Consider the following 17778-nt stretch of genomic DNA (forward strand, 5'->3'; position numbering starts at 1 on the left):
GGATGGCACTCACCGGTGAGGTCGTGTGGATGTGCGCCGACGCATCACCGGTGGATCGGCCCCACATCGATGCCCAGGTCATCGGCGATGCCGAGCGCGCGCTCAGCCAGTCGCCGAAGCTCTTGCGGGCGCATTCCGCTGCGCAGGGCGGTGTCGAGCAGGATGGCCATCGAGTGCGAGGGGTCGGTGTCCAGGGCCGCGTTCAGGGCGATACCGGCCAGGGGGCCATCGCCGCGGACGTAGGCGCTGTAGGCGAGAAGTACTGCGGCGTTGGCGCGGTCAGAGCCTGGCAGGGATTGGACCAGGGTCACCCACAGTTGTTCGGCCGCAGCGGCGTACTCGCCGACCGCGAGGGCGAGCAACACATCGCGCACCGTCCGGTCACGCAGTGCCACAGCCAGTTCGGCGATCTGCCGTGGGATGGGTGCGACACCGGAGTCGAGATCGGCGATTCGATACAGCACCTGTTCGAGCCCGCGCCGACGGTAGCCATCCGGATCTGCGCGTCGGATGGCCGCGACGTAGCGGTCGTGGCTCATCGACAGCGCTTCCTCGAGGTGGATAGCTACTGCCTGCGCCGAATCCCGGTCCTGGGCAACCAGGTCGGTCAGTTGCGAGCGGGAGCTGTGAATCGGGCGACCGTCGAGCACATACGCGAAGGTCACCATCGAGGTGGCCGGGTCCGGCAGTGCCCCGTGCTGATCGGTGTCGAGCAGGCTCCACCACCGGCGGCCCGCTTCGATCGCCGCGACCGCCCAGGCACCCTTGAGCGTCACCTCCTCGGCCGCCAGCTGCCGCGCGAACGCGGCGATGAGCTTGCCTCCCGGTGTGGCGCCACCGCGTGTGCGGGGACGGCGCGGGCCGCGCATGCGGTCATCGATGATCACCGCGAGCACTTCGGTCGCCGCCTCGGCGGCACAGATGTCTGCGACCGCCGAGGCGATGACCGCCGCCAATCCGCGCTTGGCGCGGCCCTGGTCGAGATCGAAGCGCAGGACCGGACCGATTGTCGAGCCGGATCCGGGTGCGGTCGGCCTGCGCAAGACGACCACCACCAGCGATCGTTCGGGCACGAATTCGATCAACGCGGGCAGGGCCGCGAGCAACTCACCGGGATCATCCACCCGCAACCGCGGCACGAGGCTCTGCGCCCGGTGGGCTTCACCAGGTCTCGCGGTTGACTCATCGACGGCGGGTGGTTGGGCATCGTCGGTGTTGTCAGCCACGGGATTTCGTCTCCTGCGGGGCTGCTTGGCGCGGCGGGGAGTCGATGTCGATGTCGTGGTAGTCGATCTCGCCTGCGGCGGCCTGTTCGACGTCGCAGAGCGCGAAATCTCGGGTAGCGCCGACGTGGCCGAGGAAGCGCATGTAGCGGCGGGTCGTTCCCTTACCGACACGCCAGAAGCTCTTGTCGACGTCGAGTTCGTAGCTGGCCAGCCCGATGGCGAGCACGATCATCCAAGCCCGGTTCGGTGAGGCGGCGTGGATCGCCTCGAGGAGCTTGTCGGTCGATCCCGCGATGCCCAGCAGCGTGGTCACCTTGTGCAGCACCGCCGAATCGATCCTGCGGGCCAAGGACTCGGCGACGAAAACCGCGGCCTCGGCCGGTGGACGGGCACCGGAAACCAGTTTGGTCAGGAACTCGTCGCGCCGGTCGAAGGAGTCGGCTCCGCGTTTGTTGAGTTCGATCACGCGCCGCCGGTCCTGCCGCGCCTGTTCACGCTGTGCCGCTGCCTGTTCGGCCGCGGCGACCGCGGCCTGGTCATCGGGGTCGACGGTGTGGACGAGCAGTTGCAGTCCGGCATCGGCGAGCTGGTCGGCGGGCAGGTAGTACACCGGCGTCCACCGGTCGCGGTGCGCCACGGTATCGGCGTGACGCAGGCCCTCGCCAGGCTCGGCGTCCGGGACGCCGCGGGTGCCCCAGTCGACAGTGTCGGGGTCGACGAACTCTGCGGACTCTCGGTCGACCAGATCGGCGTCGCGCTCGACCTCGAGGAACACCAACCACCGGGTCGGGTCGGTGTAGATGAGTTCGGTGGTGACCGAGTCACCGTCGGTGGTGGCCAGCTCGGCGGCCGGGATGTAGGCGGACTCACTGCTGCGGGTGTCGGGCTGGTCCGTCAGGACCCCGAACCCGTAGGCCCCGTAAAGCAGGGATTCCTGGAGCCGGTCGCGGGTTTCGGCGCGCTGGGCAGCGATGCGTTTGGCGGTCCAGTCGACCTGGTAGCGGGAGACCTCGAGCAGTTGGCGCACGGCGTCGGTGTCGCCGAGGTTTTCGTAGTGGGCGATCACCGCCAGCTGGTCGAGGCTGTACTGACTCTCATCGAGCAACCGTTTCGCGGTGCCAGATTTGCCGACCGCGGCGATCTTGCGGACCTCGCCCGGTTTGCGCTGGGTCGCTTTGGCGACCCGGGTCAGCGAGGCACCCAGCTCCAACGTCAGGGCGATACCGGCGGCCTGGTCGCTGGCCGGGGTGGGAATCCGGCGTTCGTTGAGGTTGATCTGGTCGAAGGTGCGCGCGATGCGCCGCTCGGCCGGGTCGAGGTGGGTGGGGGCGTCGGTGACCCACACCGGGATCAGCGGCAATCCCAGGTGGCGGGCGATGAGCGTGCGGACCTGGCCCTCATACACCCAGATCGACCCATCGGGTTCACGCTCGGCCAGCACCGGCGCCCGAACACCGAACTGCTCGATCGTGGCGACCTGCTCCGGATGATCGGCGAGGTCGAAACTCTTGCGCACGTTCTCCGCGATCCGCAACCCGTCGGGGTCGAGATATTTCGCCTCGGCGTCCGGCGGCGGTGTGAACGCTTCCTCGGCGCTCGCGGTCTGCTCTGTGGGGTCGGTGTCGATCACCTCCGGCGCGGGTTGCTGCGAGGCGTCCGCCTCGACGGCGTCGGGTTCCGTGCCGAGGTCGGTGACGACGGTGAGCGTGGTCGGGCTCAAGACAGGCTCCTCACAAGACAAGGGCGCGGCGACCCCACCTCGGTGGTGGAGCCGCCGCGCCGGAAATGGTTGTTGCGGAACGGGAAACAGCCGCGCGTTCGCGCCGTGACGCCGTGTGGCTGTGGTCAGGCGGCGCGCGCGGTGGACTGGCGGGCGACGTTGATCGGGCGCAGGCGCAGCACCGTGTCGTCCTCGCCGATCCAGGCCCAGTAGCGGCCGCGCCAGCCCGGGTAGTCGGTGTGCCAGCGGTCGGCCACCGCCGAGTTCGGGATCGCCGGAACCGCTCCGGCCTGGCCGCGCTGCTCGAGGCGCGCGTAGTCCTCACGCGGCAGGGTCGGCAACGCCGGAGCGGTCGTGGCGGGTGCGGACATGATCGAACCTCCTGGTGATCGGCCGGGCGCACGGGTAGCGCGCCGGTGGGGGGTAGGGGCGAAACCTGCTGGGTAGTTCAGAGGCCGGGCGTGGTGTGCAGGTCGTCGATGACCTGGGCGGCGTCGGTGATCAGGCGGGCGTGCCCGTCGCGGATCAGGGCATGCGGACCCGCCGAGGCCGCCGACGTGACCGGGCCCGGCACCGCGAAGACCGGTCGGGCGAGCTCCCGCGCCCACCGGGCGGTGTTGGTGGTGCCGCCGACACGACCGCCCTCGACGATCACCACCGCCCGCGACAGGGCGACGGTGATCCGATTGCGTTGCAGCAACCGTTCTCTGGTGGCCGGGGTCTGCGGCGGATACTCCGAGACCATCAACCCTTCGGCGGTGATCTGTTCGAGCAGACGACGATTACCTGTGGGGTAGAAGCGGTCGATCCCGGTCGCGGTGACCGAGACCGTCCTCGCCGAGCGCACCAGCGCGGCGCGGTGAGCGAACGCGTCGATACCGAAGGCGCCACCACTGACCACCGTCCACCCGCGCTCGGCGAAGGACCCGGCGATGTCGTCGGCGACCCGCTTGCCGTAGTCGGTCGCCACACGCGCCCCGACCACCGCGACGGCGTGTCCGGCGAAGGCATCCAGACGCCCTGGCCCTCGCAACCACAACGCGATCGGGGCACGCCCGGACACCTGAGGTGCGCCCAGGCGAGCAAACCGAGCAGTCGGCCACTCCGGTTCGTCGCGAGTCAGCAGCCGAGCCCCGACCGCAGCGGCGCGTTCCAGGTCCTGCGCTGCCCGATCCGCCAGTTCAGCGGGCACACCGAACGTGTGCGGGGTCTCGGTCAAGCGTGCGGCCACCTGTTCGGGATCCCAGTCGAGGTCAGCGAGAAGCTCAGCGACAGTGGAGCCGATGGTCAGCGCCGCGCGAGCGAGCATCGCCCACGCCAATCGCCGCTCCTCGGCGATCGATGCGGCAGGTGTGCGCGCAGCAGGGCGGTCCAGTCTTTCGGTCACGGGAACCTCCGAGGAAAGGGGGATGGTGTCGATGTCGCTTCGATAGCGCCGGGCGGTAGCCGCCTCTGGCGTGGCGCGACGGCGCTGTGAGGTCAGACGGGGTCAGGTCGGTGATGCGGTCGAAGGTCGACGCACGTGCTCCTGTATTCCGGTGGCGCTGACACGAAGAATTCGAGTAGTTGGGTGAACCCACGGTTGTTGCGGTTTTGCAGACCGCGGCCGCTAACGCCGTGCAGTCGGGTGCCGATTCGAGCCTCCGGCTGGTCGGAGCCGTGGGCGCGGGCATTTTGAGCGACTGACCGGGATGTGAAAAAGGTTGTGCCCCTTCCTATGTGACGGGTGGGGGCTGGTTTTCGGGGCGTGGTGCTGTGATGATCGGTGGACTGTGGTTCGGTGCCGTTCGGGTGGGAGGTCGGTGTGGTTTCAGGGCAGACGGTGTCGCGGGTGGTGGTGCCCACGGCGTTGGCCGCGTTGTTGTCGACGGGGCTGGCGGTGGCAGTGAACTACGCGACTGGCGGTGGTCATTCGGTGTGGGTGTGGGTGGCTGTGGCGGTGTTGACCGTCGGGGTGTTCGCCGCGTCGCTGTGGATGCAGCTGGCCCAGTCCTCGGCCGCCCCACAGGCGGCCAGGGGCATCTTCTTGCGCAAGATCAAATCCCGAGGTGGCCTTCGGGCTGACGGTGTTCGCGCCCCGGGCACCGGAGTCGAGGTGGATGGGGGGCGTTTCGGCGGGGATCTGGAGTTCAAAAACATCGACGCCGGCCGGCCAGACCGCGGTGATGCCTCACACCCATGAGCAGCGCCCACGAGCCCATCGGCCCGGCCCCGGCAGCGTCTCTTCGCAAGGTGTCGGCGCGCGGCAATGTCGAGGTCACTACGAACCACTACTACGAGGGCAGCGCGACGAAAGTCCGGGCGCGTTCCTCGCCCTTGGCGGGGTCGGGGGTGGGGGTGTCGGGGCTGGTCCCGCAGAAGCCGGAGCACTTCATCGAGCGGGGGCAGGTCGAGGATCTGGAAACAGGTTTGGCCGGTGAGCGGATCGCGGTGGTCGTCACCGGCATGCGGGGAGCTGGCAAGACCCACCTGGCCGCCGCCTACGCCCGCCGGATCCTGGACAAGCGTGAGGGGTTGGTGGCCTGGATCAACGCCGAAACCCCCGAGGCCCTCTATACCGGGCTCGCCGCGGTCGCCGACCGCTTCGGTGTCAGCGCCCCCGACGGGGACACCCGCGAATCGGCCCGTCTGCTGCGCGATTACCTGGGCTCGAGCACCGAGAAGCATCTGCTGGTGTTCGACAACGCCGAGCACGTCGAGTTGCTGCGCGAGCTGCTGCCGGTCCACGGCGGCTCCCGGGTCGTGATCACCACCACCGACCAGGCCATGACCGCGCTGACACCGCTGGTCGTCGACGCCGGCACCGGCTACACCCCTGAGCAGGCCCGCGCATTCCTGCGCGAGGCCACCGGCATCACCGACGACCCCGACGGCGAGAACACCCTCGCCGAGGAACTCGGATACCTGCCCCTGGCGCTGGCCGCCGCGGCCACCGCGATCAGGCCACCGTCGGGCCGCGGCCTGACCTACCCGGCCTATCTGCAACGGCTGCGAGCTCAACCGCTACCTCAAGCATTGCGCCTCCGCCAGGGCGGGCAGTACCGCTTGAGTGTGGACCAGGCCGTGCTGCTGGCCATCGAGGCCGCCGAAGCCTCGACCGGCGACCCCGAGCGGGACCGCGTGGTGGGCTGGCTGCTCGGATTGTTCGCGGTCCTCGCGGCCTCCGGTGTCGACCGGGCTCTGCTCGTGCACCCGGATCCGCGCTTGAACGAGTTCGTGGACGAGGCGATCGCGCACTGTGTCCGCCGATCCCTGTTGACCTGGTCCACCACCGGACAGACCCTGCTCGCCCACCGGCTCACCGCCCGTGTCCTGCTCGAACGCGCCCGAGACGACGGCGACACCGATTCACTCCTGCTACACGCCCTCGAGGTGATCGAACCGCGAATGTTCGACAGCGCTGAAGGCTGGACACGGCGGGTCGAAGGCGCGCACCTGGTCGACCAGATCGCGGCCCTCCGCGACAAGAACCTGATCGACTTCACCTCCCCGCGCCCCTCACCCAGACGATGGCTGCGGCGCCGCAGAACCTCACCGCACCCACTCCAGATCCGGGCGCTGAACGCACTGAGATGGGCAACACGCCAGCTGATCAAATCTGTGGACCTGCAGCGGGCCACCACCTTCGCTCAGCAGACCCTCGCCCACCACGAACACATGCTCGGCACCGACCACCTCCGCAGTCTGGCGGCACGCAACAACCTGGCCCACGTCTACCAGCAGGCGAGCCGGGTCGCCGAAGCCATCGTGTTATTCGAGCAGACCCTCGCCGACAGCGAACGGGTGCTCGGCACCGACCACCCCGGCACCCTGGCGATCCGCACCATCCTCGGCTACGTCTACCAGGACGCGGGCCGGGTCGCCGAAGCCATCGCGCTGAACGAGGAGACCCTCGCCGACAGTGAGCGGGTGCTCGGCATCGACCACCCCCACACTCTGGTGGTACGCATCAACCTCGCCTACGCCTACCAGGTGGCGGGTCGGGACGCCGAAGCCATCGCGTTATTCGAGCAGATTCTCGCCGACAGTGAGCGGGTGCTCGGTACCGACCACCCCCACACCCTGACCACCCGTCATAACCTCGCCTACGCCTACCAGGTGGCGGGTCGGGTCGCCGAAGCCATCCCGCTGTTCGAGCAGACCCTCGCCGACCGTGAGCGGGTGCTCGGTACCGACCACCCCCACACCCTGGCCACCCGCAACGACCTCGCCTACGCCTACCAGGTGGCGGGTCGGGTCGCCGAAGCCATCCCGCTGTTCGAGCAGACCCTCGCCGACCGTGAGCGGGTGCTCGGCACGGACCACCCCGACACCCTGACCACCCGCAACAACCTCGCCCGCGCCTGCCGGGAGGCGGGGCAATGGAGAGAGCACCTGAATTCAATGGATGGTGGCCAAGACGGTTAGCCGAAGCGGAGAATGCGTTGGACATCGATGGCCGCATGAACCCGCCAATGTTTCGAGACATCTCGGCGGTTCGGCTGGCGCCCCGCAATCGCTGGAACGATCCATACCGGACGGCGATCGCACCGGCGTCCACATGCGGGGCAGCATGCTGGTGCGGTTCGTCGGAATCGACACCCCGGAAAGGATCTCTCTGTGGCCAACTCCCAGACGTCCTTGGGCTCGCAGGACTGGGAGTGCTGCCCGACAGATCCTTTCGGCCCAAGCTAGATGTGTTCGAGCATGAACGTCGCTTGCCGCGCACCCGCGACCCAGGATCGGTGTCGGCGCGCCCGCCAATCATCACCAGCCGACACGACTTCATTTGGTTGCCACATCATGCGACACTCGAATATATGTTCGATAGACGGAAGTGGGATGTGTGGCGGCCGTGCACTCCGCCGCGGCCGATATTCGTCGACGTCGATCGCTTGCTTGCAGTCGAGCCCAGCGAAGCCGGTCGAGAGGTGTCGGCCAGTGTGCGCAGGCACGGACTGCGTTTGGGTGGTCGGATGCCGGGTGAGCTGCGCGCGTGGCATCGGCTGGTTGATGGGCGGTGGATCGCGAGTCTGCATGTTCCCGTGCAGTCCGGTGACAAGTGGATCTTTTTGGACTTCATCGCGCCAGCCGAGGCGGTCGCCGCCCGGGATGATGGGGTGACCTTCCCACAGCGGCCGGTCAACCGCTGGGGGCAACCAGAGAGATACTAGCCACCGGTCGTGGGTACCGGAGGGGCGCCGGTTGCGTCGTAGTCGTCATGACAAAGGTGTTAGATGGGTGGGATTCGGATTCGGACGCACAGCCGTACTTCGGTCCGGACGGTGAGTCGGCGGTGGCCTGGTTGCGCCGTTGGTGGCTGACCGGCGCGAGCGAGGTTCGCCCCGACATCGATCACCGAGTCCGGCGCCCCGGGCGAACCATTCCCTGAAACGACCTGTCCTGCCTATCAGAGCTCGCTTGCGGCCATGAACAGTGCGCGGCTGGCGATGATCGCGCCAGCAGATCTACCGGCTGGTTCATCTTCGCTGCCGGGTGCGGCGTCACGTATCCTGCGCAGGCGGAGGATACGGGCGGATGGGCGCAGCTCGATCCCGACCGCCGGGGCGACGGTGTCGTTGCCGGGGTCGGCGACGATCACGTAGTCGTGCAGGTGCAGCCATGCTTCGTACCAGGCTTCGGCTGGCTGGCCTTCGCGGCGGCCATCGCGGGGGTCGGGCTCGGGAACCATCCAGCGCTGGCAGTCACAGACCGGGTCGTCACATACAAGGAACTGTTCGGCCGGATGCGGGTTGTAGCGGTCCACGCGCCCGGCTGTAGCGACTGCCGTCGGTTCGTGATCGGTCGAACCCCGCCGGAGCGGCGGCGGTCTCGACGCGCGCCGATCCGAACCCGGTCCCGTGCTCGTCCACGGTCGGGCGAGGTGCGGTTGGCCGAGTACCGCCAACTCGTGCTGTTCGAAGCGGTGCGCGATTTCACTCGACTGGTGACGGTGCCCGAGCCCGGGCTCGTCGACTTCGCCGAGTCCCTCGAGGCCGTCGCTGTCGAGCACGCCGAAATCCACGGATGGACAGTAGATGTCACCGGTGGAGTGCGTCGCGCGCTTCGGCTCCTCGTAGCGATCCAGGACACCGCGGGCGCGCCGATCAAGACCAGCGAGGTCGAAGCGCTGCGCGAGATCCGGTATCCGGTCGGCCCGACCTTGCAGGTGCTGGCCGCAGCCGAGGCACTCGAGGACGATCGCGTGCCCGCGGTGGTCGGCTGGTTCGAGGCCCGGGTCCAGAGTTTGCCGGAGCCGATGGCGGCGGAACTGCGCCTGTGGTTCGCGGTCATGCGTGAGGGCAGCGCCGTGGCCCCACGGGCGCGTCCTCGATCCGATCGCACGAACCGCAATCACTTCACCTACGCACTACCGGTGCTGCGTGGCTGGGCCGAGCACCATACGTCGCTGCGCGAGATCGACCGCGCCCAAGTGCAAGCCGCCCTCGCCTCGACCGGTCCACGTCGCTCCGACACCTTGCAAGGACTGCGGTCCGTCTTTCGAATTCTGAAGTCCCGCAAACAAATATTCGCCGACCCCCCCGATCGGATCTTCTGCGGCACGGCCGGGCGGACTGTCCCGGAAGCGATGGACGCTGCCGCGTTGCGGCAGGCGCTGTTCTCCGGTGACCCGGTACGCGCGGCGCTGACCGGGCTTCTGGCATTCCACGGGCTGCGTCCGCGCCAGCTTCGCGAGCTGATGCTGACCGACGTCCGCGATCAGCGAATCATGCTCGGTGACAGAGCAATCCCGTTGGCAGAGCCCGTCGCGATCCGTGTGGCGGCCTACCTGGACTACCGCGCACGACGGTGGCCCGCGACGGCGAATCCCTACCTGTTCATCAACACCGCGACCGCCGGAAAGACGAGCCAGATGCACTACAAATGGGTCAACACCCGTCTCGGCTTCCGCGCGCAGGACCTGCGAGAGGATCGCCTCCTCGACGAGGCGCACGCCACCAGCGGCGATGTTCGCCGCCTCTGCGACCTGTTCGGCATCACCGTGGGCGCCGCTCAACGCTACGTGGACGCTTTCCTCGCCCGGACGTGACACCATGCCACCGGCAGTGCCGCAGGTTCCCGACCAGCGGGGCAGCGCGGCGACTTCGGATCTCGACCGGCACCGGTAGGTACCGCAGGTTCAGAGAGCCTGCCCGTGGTTGAGACGATGCCCGGCCGACTGTTGGCCTATTCGAGGGTTGGTGCTGGTGGGATGGCGTAATCGACTGTCGCCGGTTCGCGTAGGTCGGCAAGCCTCGATTCTGGGTAGTGGTTGGCCGGATGTGTTGTCGGTTCAGTCCTGTGGGGTGAGGTAGTCGTGTCCGCCGACATAGAAGGTGTGCCCGCGCGAGGGGGACGGGTGCGGTGATCGCGTCAGCGAATTCGTCGATCGTGGGCAGAGGGCCGATGGATTTGCGGGTGGCGACGGCGTCGCGTTGCAGGAGTCGAATGATGATCGTGCCGTCGATCATGTAACCGGAGACGATGGTGAATCCGAGTCCGTGGGTGAGGAATTGGGGGATGAGCGCGCGTGTCGCGCATCTTCGCCGGCGCGCTTGCTGACCGCGATGGGGTCGTATTCGCGTGGTAGCGGTTTGCCTCGGTGGTGGAAGTGGGCCTGATTGTTGGTAACGAACACAATCCGCCCATCGACGCAGACTTTCTTGCCGCGGCGCTCGTGTCAGGCGAAAGTGTTTCTGGTTCTCGCGTGATCAAATCTCATGAATTTTTCGCAGCCCGACATAATGTGTTAGTTTGCGACGATCGACGCTGTCGGCGGAGGTCATCATCTGTGGTGAAGACGAATATTGTATGCCGACTAGCTGCCCGGAAGCCTTCGGCCAATCACTCAGTAATAGGCGACATCACCATGAATAAGGCTTCGACGGGCGAAAACCCCGGCCTCGACGCAACCACCTTATAGAATCCTGGTTCGTCTATAATCTCGGTTGCGCGCGCCCCCTCCAGCTGCATTTCGAATTTTGGACGTCGAATTTCCATGCCTCGCTCTGCCTCGCAGAGTGAAACCGTGAAGTCGTCGAGGGCGGCACCTGTTACAGTGATAGTGAATGGTTGACCTGTTTCAGCGACCTCCGGGACGTCGACACCAAGGTATCCATAGGCCACTACAAACTCCCACCGTCTGTGCCTGCGGTCACCGTAGCCATGATGTACCCGATGACTTCGTTCGAATCAAGTAGAGTCCCGTGGCGCTGTGGGAATATTAGCGACGAACCTAAGAATGGATCAGCTCTGGTCGCGCACGGGGCGAGGACTATCCCGTCGCCGTCGTCCAGTTCCATTTCGGGGCGAAGTCGTATGGTTTCAGCATCGGAGAAAAGCTCGGCCTTGCCATCATGAATTCGGGCTGTGTGCGGCGTGGGTTGGCCAACCCCGACAATCGCAGTGACGGGCCCGATATCGACTGACGCGATCTGTTCGTTGCGTTTGAGGGCATAGGATGCAACACCGGGATCACCTCCAATCTCTGCCACATCGTCGGGCGACAGGTGTCGAAAAGAATCGTTATCGGCTATCGCCTTGTACGTCGGAAGCATTTCATACATAGAAGGAAACAGGATTCCTGCCCGAGATATGCGGAAGATAGTATTGCCGAATGGCTGAAGTGCGCGCAAGGTTCCCCGGTAGGGCGCGCCCACGGCCACGGTATTTCGGACAATCCTCTGGATTTCCGGCGACGAGGTATAGGCTTGTGCGATCAATGCGCCATATCCGTGCGCTATAATAACAATTTCGGATTCAGATCCGAATGCGGGCTTCGAACGACATCTATTATAGTGTTCTTCGACTATTCTTGCCAACGCGGAGGAGTTTTGTTCGGTGCCGAGTCTCCAGTCGTAGTCAACGACAGCTACGCTTTCGGGGTCGTCGTAAGCTCTAGAGATTGCCTTGACTAGCTTGGAGTAGGGAAATTGTCCTCCGAATCCTGGTAGAACAAATGGATTCGGCACTAGGCCTGCGGGAGCCAACTTGCGTCCTTCGTCTAGAAATAACGCGCTCTGCGAACCTAGAAGCCTTCGGACGTCGCGAATTCTATTTCCGCCCCAAACCATTTCGCCGGTTGCAGTATCCACGAGACGGCTTGCTCCGAGGTCAGGTATCAGTACGACTCCATCTCGTGTTCCTTTGTAGCGTGGGCGCGCAACTATCCGCTTGGCAGTATTGAGGTCTGTATCGCTGCGGGAACCAAGTCGACTACTCCTCACACTGAGCGCGAGACAGATTTCGCCCTCAGTGCCATGCGCGAAATACTGTGGATCTTGATCTGCGCCTCTGTCCTTGACGTAATCGCGGGCATATGTGAATGCCTCGTGGGGCGTAATGGGTTGCCAAGGTCCTCTCTTTCCGGCGTCCCCGGTTCTCAGACCTCGTATCAAGCCATTTGTGAATCGCGAGCCTGCGGGATTGCCTGTGGCTTCTGTCACTTCTTCGTAGGCGTATTGCGACGCCCGCGAGGCCGTCATAACGACTCGACCTTTGCTTGCCGTCCCGAAGTGATGGTTGAGATTATTCGACGCCTTGCTCCGGTCGAATGACCCGCTGAAACAGCAATCTAAGATGACCACTTGACTTCTTGCACCACAATATTCAAGCCGATCGAAAAGCCATCTCGACTCAAGGGCGGTCGAGCCCAAGCGAGAGTTTTTGGTGTCCGTAGCGGCGAAGTATAGATTTCCGCGAGGATCTTCGATTCCGTGACTTGAGGTGTACACAACAATCAGATCAATTTTCCGTCGATCCGATAGAAAATCTTCGATTTGCCGTCTGAGTTCATGCTCCTGCTTATCAATCAAAGTCGTAACGCTGAAACGGCCGATCTGCTGATCTGACAGGATCGAATGCATACCCTTTGCATCGATAGAGGCGGATGGCAAATCGCGTAGATCGCTGTTAACAAAATGTCCTGAGGCGATAACGAGTGCCAGGCGAGCTCCGGTCTCAGCTTGTGCCATGCCGGGCAAGCCAAGCGTCGACAACCTTATTGTACTGCTCGTCCGTGGCATTGGTGATCTTGATTGTGTCCCCAGAGATTGTTACTTCGACGGTACGTCCTCTACGTGCGGCCCAATCGCGGATGCGGGTGTACGCTGCTTTGAGCGACTCGCCACCCAATCTAATGCCGATGGTAGTTGCGATCGTGGATATGCTCTTGGTGTTCTCGGGAGCATCTGTTGCTGAGATCAATTCCGCAGCCCCGAGTTCCAGGTCGAGGAGTAGCTCATTGAGCTGGCGGGTCGCTACACCGACCTCGTCATCGTCGTCATTCAGTGGTGCGACGGTTACCACCAGGTCCCAGCTGGTCACTCTTGTATCCCCTTCAAATCTGCATTCTCCCAACAACTTTCTCAGGATCATAGCGCCTGATTGAGCTCGTGGCCGGTGATTGTCGCAGCGTGCACGGATGTGTGGCTGGACACCCGGAAGCGGGGGTGTTCTCGGAAGAGCGCCGTCGGTTGAGTCGCAAGAAGAACTGGCCTTTGATATCTCGCCTATGAGCTCACCGGCGTCGGTGTCGGCCTGAGTGAGGCGTTGCAGTCGTTGTAGGACTGGTCGGAGTCCTGGGCACCGGGCAGCACGACAGGTGTCTGGTTACGTGGTAGATCGAACTGATCACACGGTGCGATGAGCTCGCTTGAGGACTCGAGGGATATCGGGCTCAGGCCGTCGACTGCCCTGGATCCGCGCAGCCCGTTCTGGAGGACTCAACATCCGTGGGTTGCTGAACTCGCCGACCGACTAAGCTATGTAGCCGCGACACGCCTTGGGTTCGCCACCGACAATGCTTCGGAATCCCCGAACCGACGGGAGAACAGCATCGGACAGGCCTGTTTGGAGTACAGGCCGCACTCGGGATGGAGTCCCGGTTCGACGGCGATGCCGCGCAGGTAGTCCGAGGGCCGGATGTATAGGACGACGCGGTCGGTGAGCGGGTCGCCGCAGATCTGACACAGCTTGCGGTACAGGGTGTCCCGCAGGCGGGTGGGGTCGAGTTTGCCCCAGACCGGGCGGGTGCGGTCACGGTGGGCCAAGGTGACGAAGGGAACGACCATGCCGTGGGCGCTCGGCGCTGCGGCAAGTCGGATGGGAATCGCTGCTCGCGCGGGAACAGTCTCGCGCGCAGCAGGTTTGGGGTCGGTCATGGTCACCTCCATTCGGTGGGCGCAGCCGAGGACGAACGCGGCGATGCGGGAGTCGGGTGGTCGTGGATCGGGGCGGCGGTGAGAGTGACGCTGGTGAGGGCGTCAGCGCGGCCGGGTGTGCCGACGCGCACCTGAACCCACGCCACCAGCGCGCCGGGCACCGGTGGTTCGGCTTGCCAGGGGTGGTATCGGTCTTCGTCGAGTTCCGGCAGATTCGCCCGGATCCAAGCCATCAGCTCGGCGGCGTTGGCGATCACGAGGACCAGCGCCGTCCGGAGTGGGGATCGTGATCGTGCAGGGCGACCACGCAGGGTGCGCCCGGCACCTGCGCGGTGACCGAACGCGGCAGCACGGCTTGGCGGCCTCCGGCAGACCAGCGTCCTGCGCCGAGGACCCATCGTCCGGTCGCGTCGAGTTCGGCGGGGTGCAAATGCCAGCTGATCCCGGTCGGCAACCCGGGGAACAGGGCGTGCTCCCAGCGGGTGCTGGTGGTGCCGTCGTTGCCGACGGTGATGACAGCGGTGGCGTGCTCGACGCGCACCAACGCCATCACCGGATAACCGATCACCGTCGTGGTGGACGCACCGCCGGGGAACACCGCGATCGGTGTCGCGGGCCGGGGGTGGGTGGCGAAGGCGGCGTGCTGGCCGACGATGAGGATCGGCCCGGCCGGGAGGGCGTGGTCGGGCAGGTAGGGCGCGTAGTGCGGGTCGGCCCGCACGGCGGCGAGGTAGCGGACCAGATCAGCGTCCATCGGCGCCACCGATGTCGGTACCCCGCAGGGGCTTCAGTGCCCGGTGGCTCACGCGCACCAGCCGGTCGGTGCGTTCATGCTGGTCGAGCAGATGCTCGAGCGCAGTGAAGGATTCGCCACCCAGGCGGGCGGCCATCCCGTACGCGAACTCGATGATCCGATGTACCGAGGCGAGGTAATCGGGCAGACCGTCCAGCAACAGGGTGAGGGTTTCCTCGCGGGACAGCGCAACGATCGTGTCGTCGGACATCGGGATTCACTCCTGTCGGGTGGGAGGGGTGAGGCGGTGGACGGCTTCGATGAACCGCAGCGGCAGCAGCACACCGGGGTGGGTGTCGCTGGCGAGGACGGTGTGGTGGCGGTGCACGGCCTCGATGCGCACCCGCTGGTAGGTGTGGCCGCCGCGGGTGAGCACGGTGGCCAGTTCCCCGGCGCGGCGCAGCTGGTGCAGCTCGGCGGCGACGACGGTGATCACCGGATCGGCGGCAAGCCGGTGATCACCCGCTGCGATGGCATCGACGCGGCCGCCGGTGGGGAAGCGGTTGTCGAACCATTCATCGATGCGTTCGAGGACGCGGCGGGTGAACTCGGCATCGGTCTCGGGATCGACGGGTCGCGGGTCGGTGGCGTTGTTCATCAGCGGGTTCTCCTGTTCGGGCGCCAGCACAACCAGGCCGGAACTGGCCTGGTTTGGTGGCGGGTTGTGAGAGGCAGCGGCGCGAGCGTCGGCGGCCGTCGAGGCGGGAACGGTGTTTGGCCCATCGGGGTGTGGTCCGGTTCGCGGATCAGCAAGCGGACGCGGTGCGCGTCGGCGTTGGCGACGACACGGTGGGCGTGCGTGTCCGACACCGGTAACCACCATGGCCAAATTCAGGCGCCAGGAGGCGAACCCGCGCACCGGTGAACTTTTCGATGCGCGGGTGCAGCGCGTGGGAAAGGACGGTTGATGGTGAGGGTCAGGTGTATTCGAGGTCGAGCAGGTCGGCGTAGCGTTCCTCGCCGTCGAGGAACGGGCAGACGCATTTGGGGAACATTCGCGCGCATTCGGTGCAGAACCCGCACCCCGGGCAGTGCGGGCCGTAGCGGTCGTCGTCGGGTTCGCCGCAGTTGTCGCAGTACTCCTCGGCTGCATCGGCCCAGAGATAGGGCAGGTAGCCGTAGTTGGAGTACCAGGATCCGTTGGCCCAGTGGCCGCGGTGTTCGTTGAAGATGTAGGCCGAGTGCTTGTAGGCGGGGTCGACGGTCAAGATCACCATCTTGTCGGTGCCCAGCCACCGCTCGAGACGTTCGCGGCCGGCCCAGGAATCCAACGATCCGAACGGCTGGGCGGGTAGGTAGTCCTCGGCGGCGATGCGGGTGTCCGACCGCGCATCACCCAGGCGAGGGTGGACGTTGGCGGGCAGGATCCCGTTGTGGGCGAGCACGGTTCGCGCGTCACCGCCGACGGGGAAGGGGTGGCAGTTGTCCAGGCGGCGCGGGCCGTGGGTGGCCAGCCGGGAATGGAACAAGGCCGCAGCGTCCGGATGTTGGGCGCGCACGGCGGCGAACTCGGTGATCACGGCGGCGGGGTCCATTCCGCGGCCGACGGTGATCGTCTCACCGGTGATCACCGCGTAGCCGTGCCCATGCGGGTTGGCGAGCGAGCCGTTGGCCAGGGCGTCGAGGTCGGGGGTGATGCCGGGTTTGACGAAGGTCAGGATGCACACGTGAGGGCCTCCAGTTCGGTGAGCAGCACGACGTAGTGGGGGCGGCTACGCAGCCAGGCGGTGAACGCTGACCATTCCCAGCCGTTTCGGCGTGCGATCTGAGCCGCGGAGAGGCCGCGGGTGTAGTCGACCGAGGCCGCGGCGAAAGCCAGTGCGGCCTGGACCTGCTGGCGTTGCAGGGAGCTGGCGAACACGCGCAGTTCGAAAGTGTGCTCGGGGCGGACGTTGACCGCTTCGTAGCGGTAGGCGTAATCCCGGGTCCCGTGGGCGTATTCCCACAGCCGTGAGCGGGCGTCGGTGGAGAACTTCGCCCATTCCGGCGAGCAGCGTCGCGCCAAGGTGGTGACCTGGGTTTCGTTGCGGTAGACGAACTTCAGCCACCGGTAGATGTGGGCGGGGGAGTCGAAGCCGGCGCGGGAGAGGTGGATGTGGATGCCGACGTGTTCGTCGGTGTAGGCGCCCAGCAGCCGCAGCCGGTTGAGCAGCTGCCACGGAAACCGCTCGCGCACATACGCATACGACATGGGGTGGGTGACCAGCTCGAACCCGCACGGGCTGATCGAGGAGTCCTCCTTCAGGTAGCCGAGATCTCCGAGCTGGTCGACGGCGGTGTCGACGGCGTCGGTGAAAACACCGCTGGGGGTCTTGATCTCCAGCTCCAGCCCCAGAAACAACGGACCCTCGCCGTGGAAGCGTGGACTGGGTTTGTGGTCCCAGGGGTGCACTTTCGAATGCCGGGAACGTTCGGGCGCGCAGGCCCGGCAGTAGGTGTCCTCGCGTGAGATGAGGGTGTAGCAGGCCGCGCACTCGTGGTAGTCCTCGTCGGCGCAGGTGGCACACACCTCGCCGCCGCCGGACACCGTGGAGATCTCGGCGGCTCGGTACCCGCAGTCCGAGCAGCTGGGATAGTTCTCGCCACAGCCCTGGCACACGTCCCCGCCGCCCACGACCGCGGTGACATGGCGGGTGTAGAGGTCGCAGTCGGCGCAGCGATGCCAGTCGTGGACGCAGTCGCCACACAGGTAGGTCTCCTCGACGGTCAACGCCCGCTCGCGGGAGTAGTTGGCGCATTGGTCACAGCGGGGGACATCCTCGGCGCAGTCACCGCAGAGCCGCTCACCTTCGATCGTGGACACCATTTCGTGGCGGGGTGTGGGATCAGAGCAGTCCTCGCACAGCGGGTCGGCCAGCGTGGATGCGGGCATGACGAATCACGACCTTTCGGTGGGAG

17 protein-coding genes are annotated in these 17778 nt (G+C 65.8%); 3 read left to right on the plus strand and 14 right to left on the minus strand.

The features are described 5' to 3' along the window. Nucleotides 1-44: 44 nt before the first annotated feature. The 4 genes from ABZV58_RS29075 to dprA form a co-directional block, all read right to left on the minus strand. The gene (locus ABZV58_RS29075) at nucleotides 45-1226 is read right to left on the minus strand and encodes a DUF4192 domain-containing protein (RefSeq protein WP_355003366.1); all 1182 of its coding nucleotides are present in this window, start codon (nucleotides 1224-1226) and stop codon (nucleotides 45-47) included. Continuing rightward, nucleotides 1219-2946, minus strand: coding sequence for a hypothetical protein (locus ABZV58_RS29080; RefSeq protein ID WP_355003367.1), 1728 nt, complete (start codon nucleotides 2944-2946; stop codon nucleotides 1219-1221). The genes ABZV58_RS29075 and ABZV58_RS29080 overlap by 8 nt, the downstream gene beginning before the upstream one ends. A gap of 125 nt (nucleotides 2947-3071) precedes the next feature. Then, entirely contained in the window at nucleotides 3072-3317 is a 246-nt protein-coding gene (locus ABZV58_RS29085; RefSeq protein ID WP_355003368.1) for a hypothetical protein, read from the minus strand. Between the two features lie 77 nt (nucleotides 3318-3394). After that, nucleotides 3395-4333, minus strand: coding sequence for a DNA-processing protein DprA (dprA, locus tag ABZV58_RS29090; protein WP_355003369.1), 939 nt, complete (start codon nucleotides 4331-4333; stop codon nucleotides 3395-3397). Between the two features lie 417 nt (nucleotides 4334-4750). Between dprA and ABZV58_RS29095 the strand changes: the two genes are divergently transcribed. Both ABZV58_RS29095 and ABZV58_RS29100 read left to right on the plus strand, forming a co-directional pair. Beyond that, complete coding sequence (locus ABZV58_RS29095) at nucleotides 4751-5128, plus strand: hypothetical protein (protein WP_355003370.1); 378 nt, start codon at nucleotides 4751-4753, stop codon at nucleotides 5126-5128. Continuing rightward, nucleotides 5125-7353, plus strand: coding sequence for a tetratricopeptide repeat protein (locus ABZV58_RS29100; RefSeq protein ID WP_355003371.1), 2229 nt, complete (start codon nucleotides 5125-5127; stop codon nucleotides 7351-7353). The genes ABZV58_RS29095 and ABZV58_RS29100 overlap by 4 nt, the downstream gene beginning before the upstream one ends. A gap of 982 nt (nucleotides 7354-8335) precedes the next feature. Here ABZV58_RS29100 and ABZV58_RS29105 read toward each other — a convergent pair. Next, nucleotides 8336-8692 carry a hypothetical protein gene (locus ABZV58_RS29105; protein WP_355003372.1) on the minus strand — a complete coding sequence of 119 codons (357 nt, stop codon included), beginning with the start codon at nucleotides 8690-8692 and terminating at the stop codon, nucleotides 8336-8338. 117 nt (nucleotides 8693-8809) lie between these two features. Here ABZV58_RS29105 and ABZV58_RS29110 point away from each other — a divergent pair, with 117 nt between their 5' ends. After that, entirely contained in the window at nucleotides 8810-9976 is a 1167-nt protein-coding gene (locus ABZV58_RS29110; RefSeq protein ID WP_355003373.1) for a hypothetical protein, read from the plus strand. 1075 nt (nucleotides 9977-11051) lie between these two features. On the opposite strand, the gene ABZV58_RS29115 is transcribed toward ABZV58_RS29110, so the two are convergent. The 9 genes from ABZV58_RS29115 to ABZV58_RS29155 all read right to left on the minus strand — a co-directional run bounded on the left by ABZV58_RS29115 (nucleotide 11052) and on the right by ABZV58_RS29155 (nucleotide 17752). Beyond that, nucleotides 11052-12899, minus strand: a complete 1848-nt coding sequence (locus ABZV58_RS29115) for a caspase family protein (protein WP_355003374.1) — start codon at nucleotides 12897-12899, stop codon at nucleotides 11052-11054. After that, on the minus strand, nucleotides 12886-13251 hold the full coding sequence (locus ABZV58_RS29120) for a hypothetical protein (protein WP_355003375.1): 366 nt from the start codon (nucleotides 13249-13251) through the stop codon (nucleotides 12886-12888). The genes ABZV58_RS29115 and ABZV58_RS29120 overlap by 14 nt, the downstream gene beginning before the upstream one ends. A gap of 437 nt (nucleotides 13252-13688) precedes the next feature. Next, on the minus strand, nucleotides 13689-14087 hold the full coding sequence (locus ABZV58_RS29125; protein WP_355003376.1) for a hypothetical protein: 399 nt from the start codon (nucleotides 14085-14087) through the stop codon (nucleotides 13689-13691). 2 nt (nucleotides 14088-14089) lie between these two features. Beyond that, nucleotides 14090-14344 (minus strand): hypothetical protein, encoded by a 255-nt coding sequence (locus ABZV58_RS29130; protein ID WP_355003377.1) that lies wholly within the window; start codon nucleotides 14342-14344, stop codon nucleotides 14090-14092. Further along, on the minus strand, nucleotides 14341-14841 hold the full coding sequence (locus ABZV58_RS29135; protein ID WP_355003378.1) for a hypothetical protein: 501 nt from the start codon (nucleotides 14839-14841) through the stop codon (nucleotides 14341-14343). Before ABZV58_RS29135 ends, ABZV58_RS29130 begins: the two co-directional genes overlap by 4 nt. Further along, nucleotides 14831-15091 carry a hypothetical protein gene (locus tag ABZV58_RS29140; protein ID WP_355003379.1) on the minus strand — a complete coding sequence of 87 codons (261 nt, stop codon included), beginning with the start codon at nucleotides 15089-15091 and terminating at the stop codon, nucleotides 14831-14833. Before ABZV58_RS29140 ends, ABZV58_RS29135 begins: the two co-directional genes overlap by 11 nt. Before the next feature lie 6 nt (nucleotides 15092-15097). Beyond that, nucleotides 15098-15478 carry a hypothetical protein gene (locus ABZV58_RS29145; protein ID WP_355003380.1) on the minus strand — a complete coding sequence of 127 codons (381 nt, stop codon included), beginning with the start codon at nucleotides 15476-15478 and terminating at the stop codon, nucleotides 15098-15100. Between the two features lie 319 nt (nucleotides 15479-15797). Then, the gene (locus ABZV58_RS29150) at nucleotides 15798-16547 is read right to left on the minus strand and encodes a hypothetical protein (RefSeq protein WP_355003381.1); all 750 of its coding nucleotides are present in this window, start codon (nucleotides 16545-16547) and stop codon (nucleotides 15798-15800) included. Next, nucleotides 16535-17752: a hypothetical protein gene (locus tag ABZV58_RS29155; protein WP_355003382.1), complete on the minus strand. Its 1218-nt coding sequence runs from the start codon at nucleotides 17750-17752 to the stop codon at nucleotides 16535-16537. The genes ABZV58_RS29150 and ABZV58_RS29155 overlap by 13 nt, the downstream gene beginning before the upstream one ends. Nucleotides 17753-17778: the final 26 nt, after the last annotated feature.

It is taken from the genome of Nocardia sp. NPDC004654, assembly GCF_040609595.1.
In the GTDB taxonomy this organism is placed as follows: domain Bacteria; phylum Actinomycetota; class Actinomycetes; order Mycobacteriales; family Mycobacteriaceae; genus Nocardia.

Coding starts and splice junctions, on each gene's coding strand:
- ABZV58_RS29085 (WP_355003368.1), bottom strand. CDS start 3,317: ATGTCCGCACCCGCCACGACCGCTCCGGCGTTGCCGACCCTGCCGCGT.
- ABZV58_RS29100 (WP_355003371.1), top strand. CDS start 5,125: ATGAGCAGCGCCCACGAGCCCATCGGCCCGGCCCCGGCAGCGTCTCTT.
- ABZV58_RS29115 (WP_355003374.1), bottom strand. CDS start 12,899: ATGGCACAAGCTGAGACCGGAGCTCGCCTGGCACTCGTTATCGCCTCA.
- ABZV58_RS29125 (WP_355003376.1), bottom strand. CDS start 14,087: ATGACCGACCCCAAACCTGCTGCGCGCGAGACTGTTCCCGCGCGAGCA.
- ABZV58_RS29135 (WP_355003378.1), bottom strand. CDS start 14,841: ATGGACGCTGATCTGGTCCGCTACCTCGCCGCCGTGCGGGCCGACCCG.
- ABZV58_RS29140 (WP_355003379.1), bottom strand. CDS start 15,091: ATGTCCGACGACACGATCGTTGCGCTGTCCCGCGAGGAAACCCTCACC.
- ABZV58_RS29145 (WP_355003380.1), bottom strand. CDS start 15,478: ATGAACAACGCCACCGACCCGCGACCCGTCGATCCCGAGACCGATGCC.
- ABZV58_RS29155 (WP_355003382.1), bottom strand. CDS start 17,752: ATGCCCGCATCCACGCTGGCCGACCCGCTGTGCGAGGACTGCTCTGAT.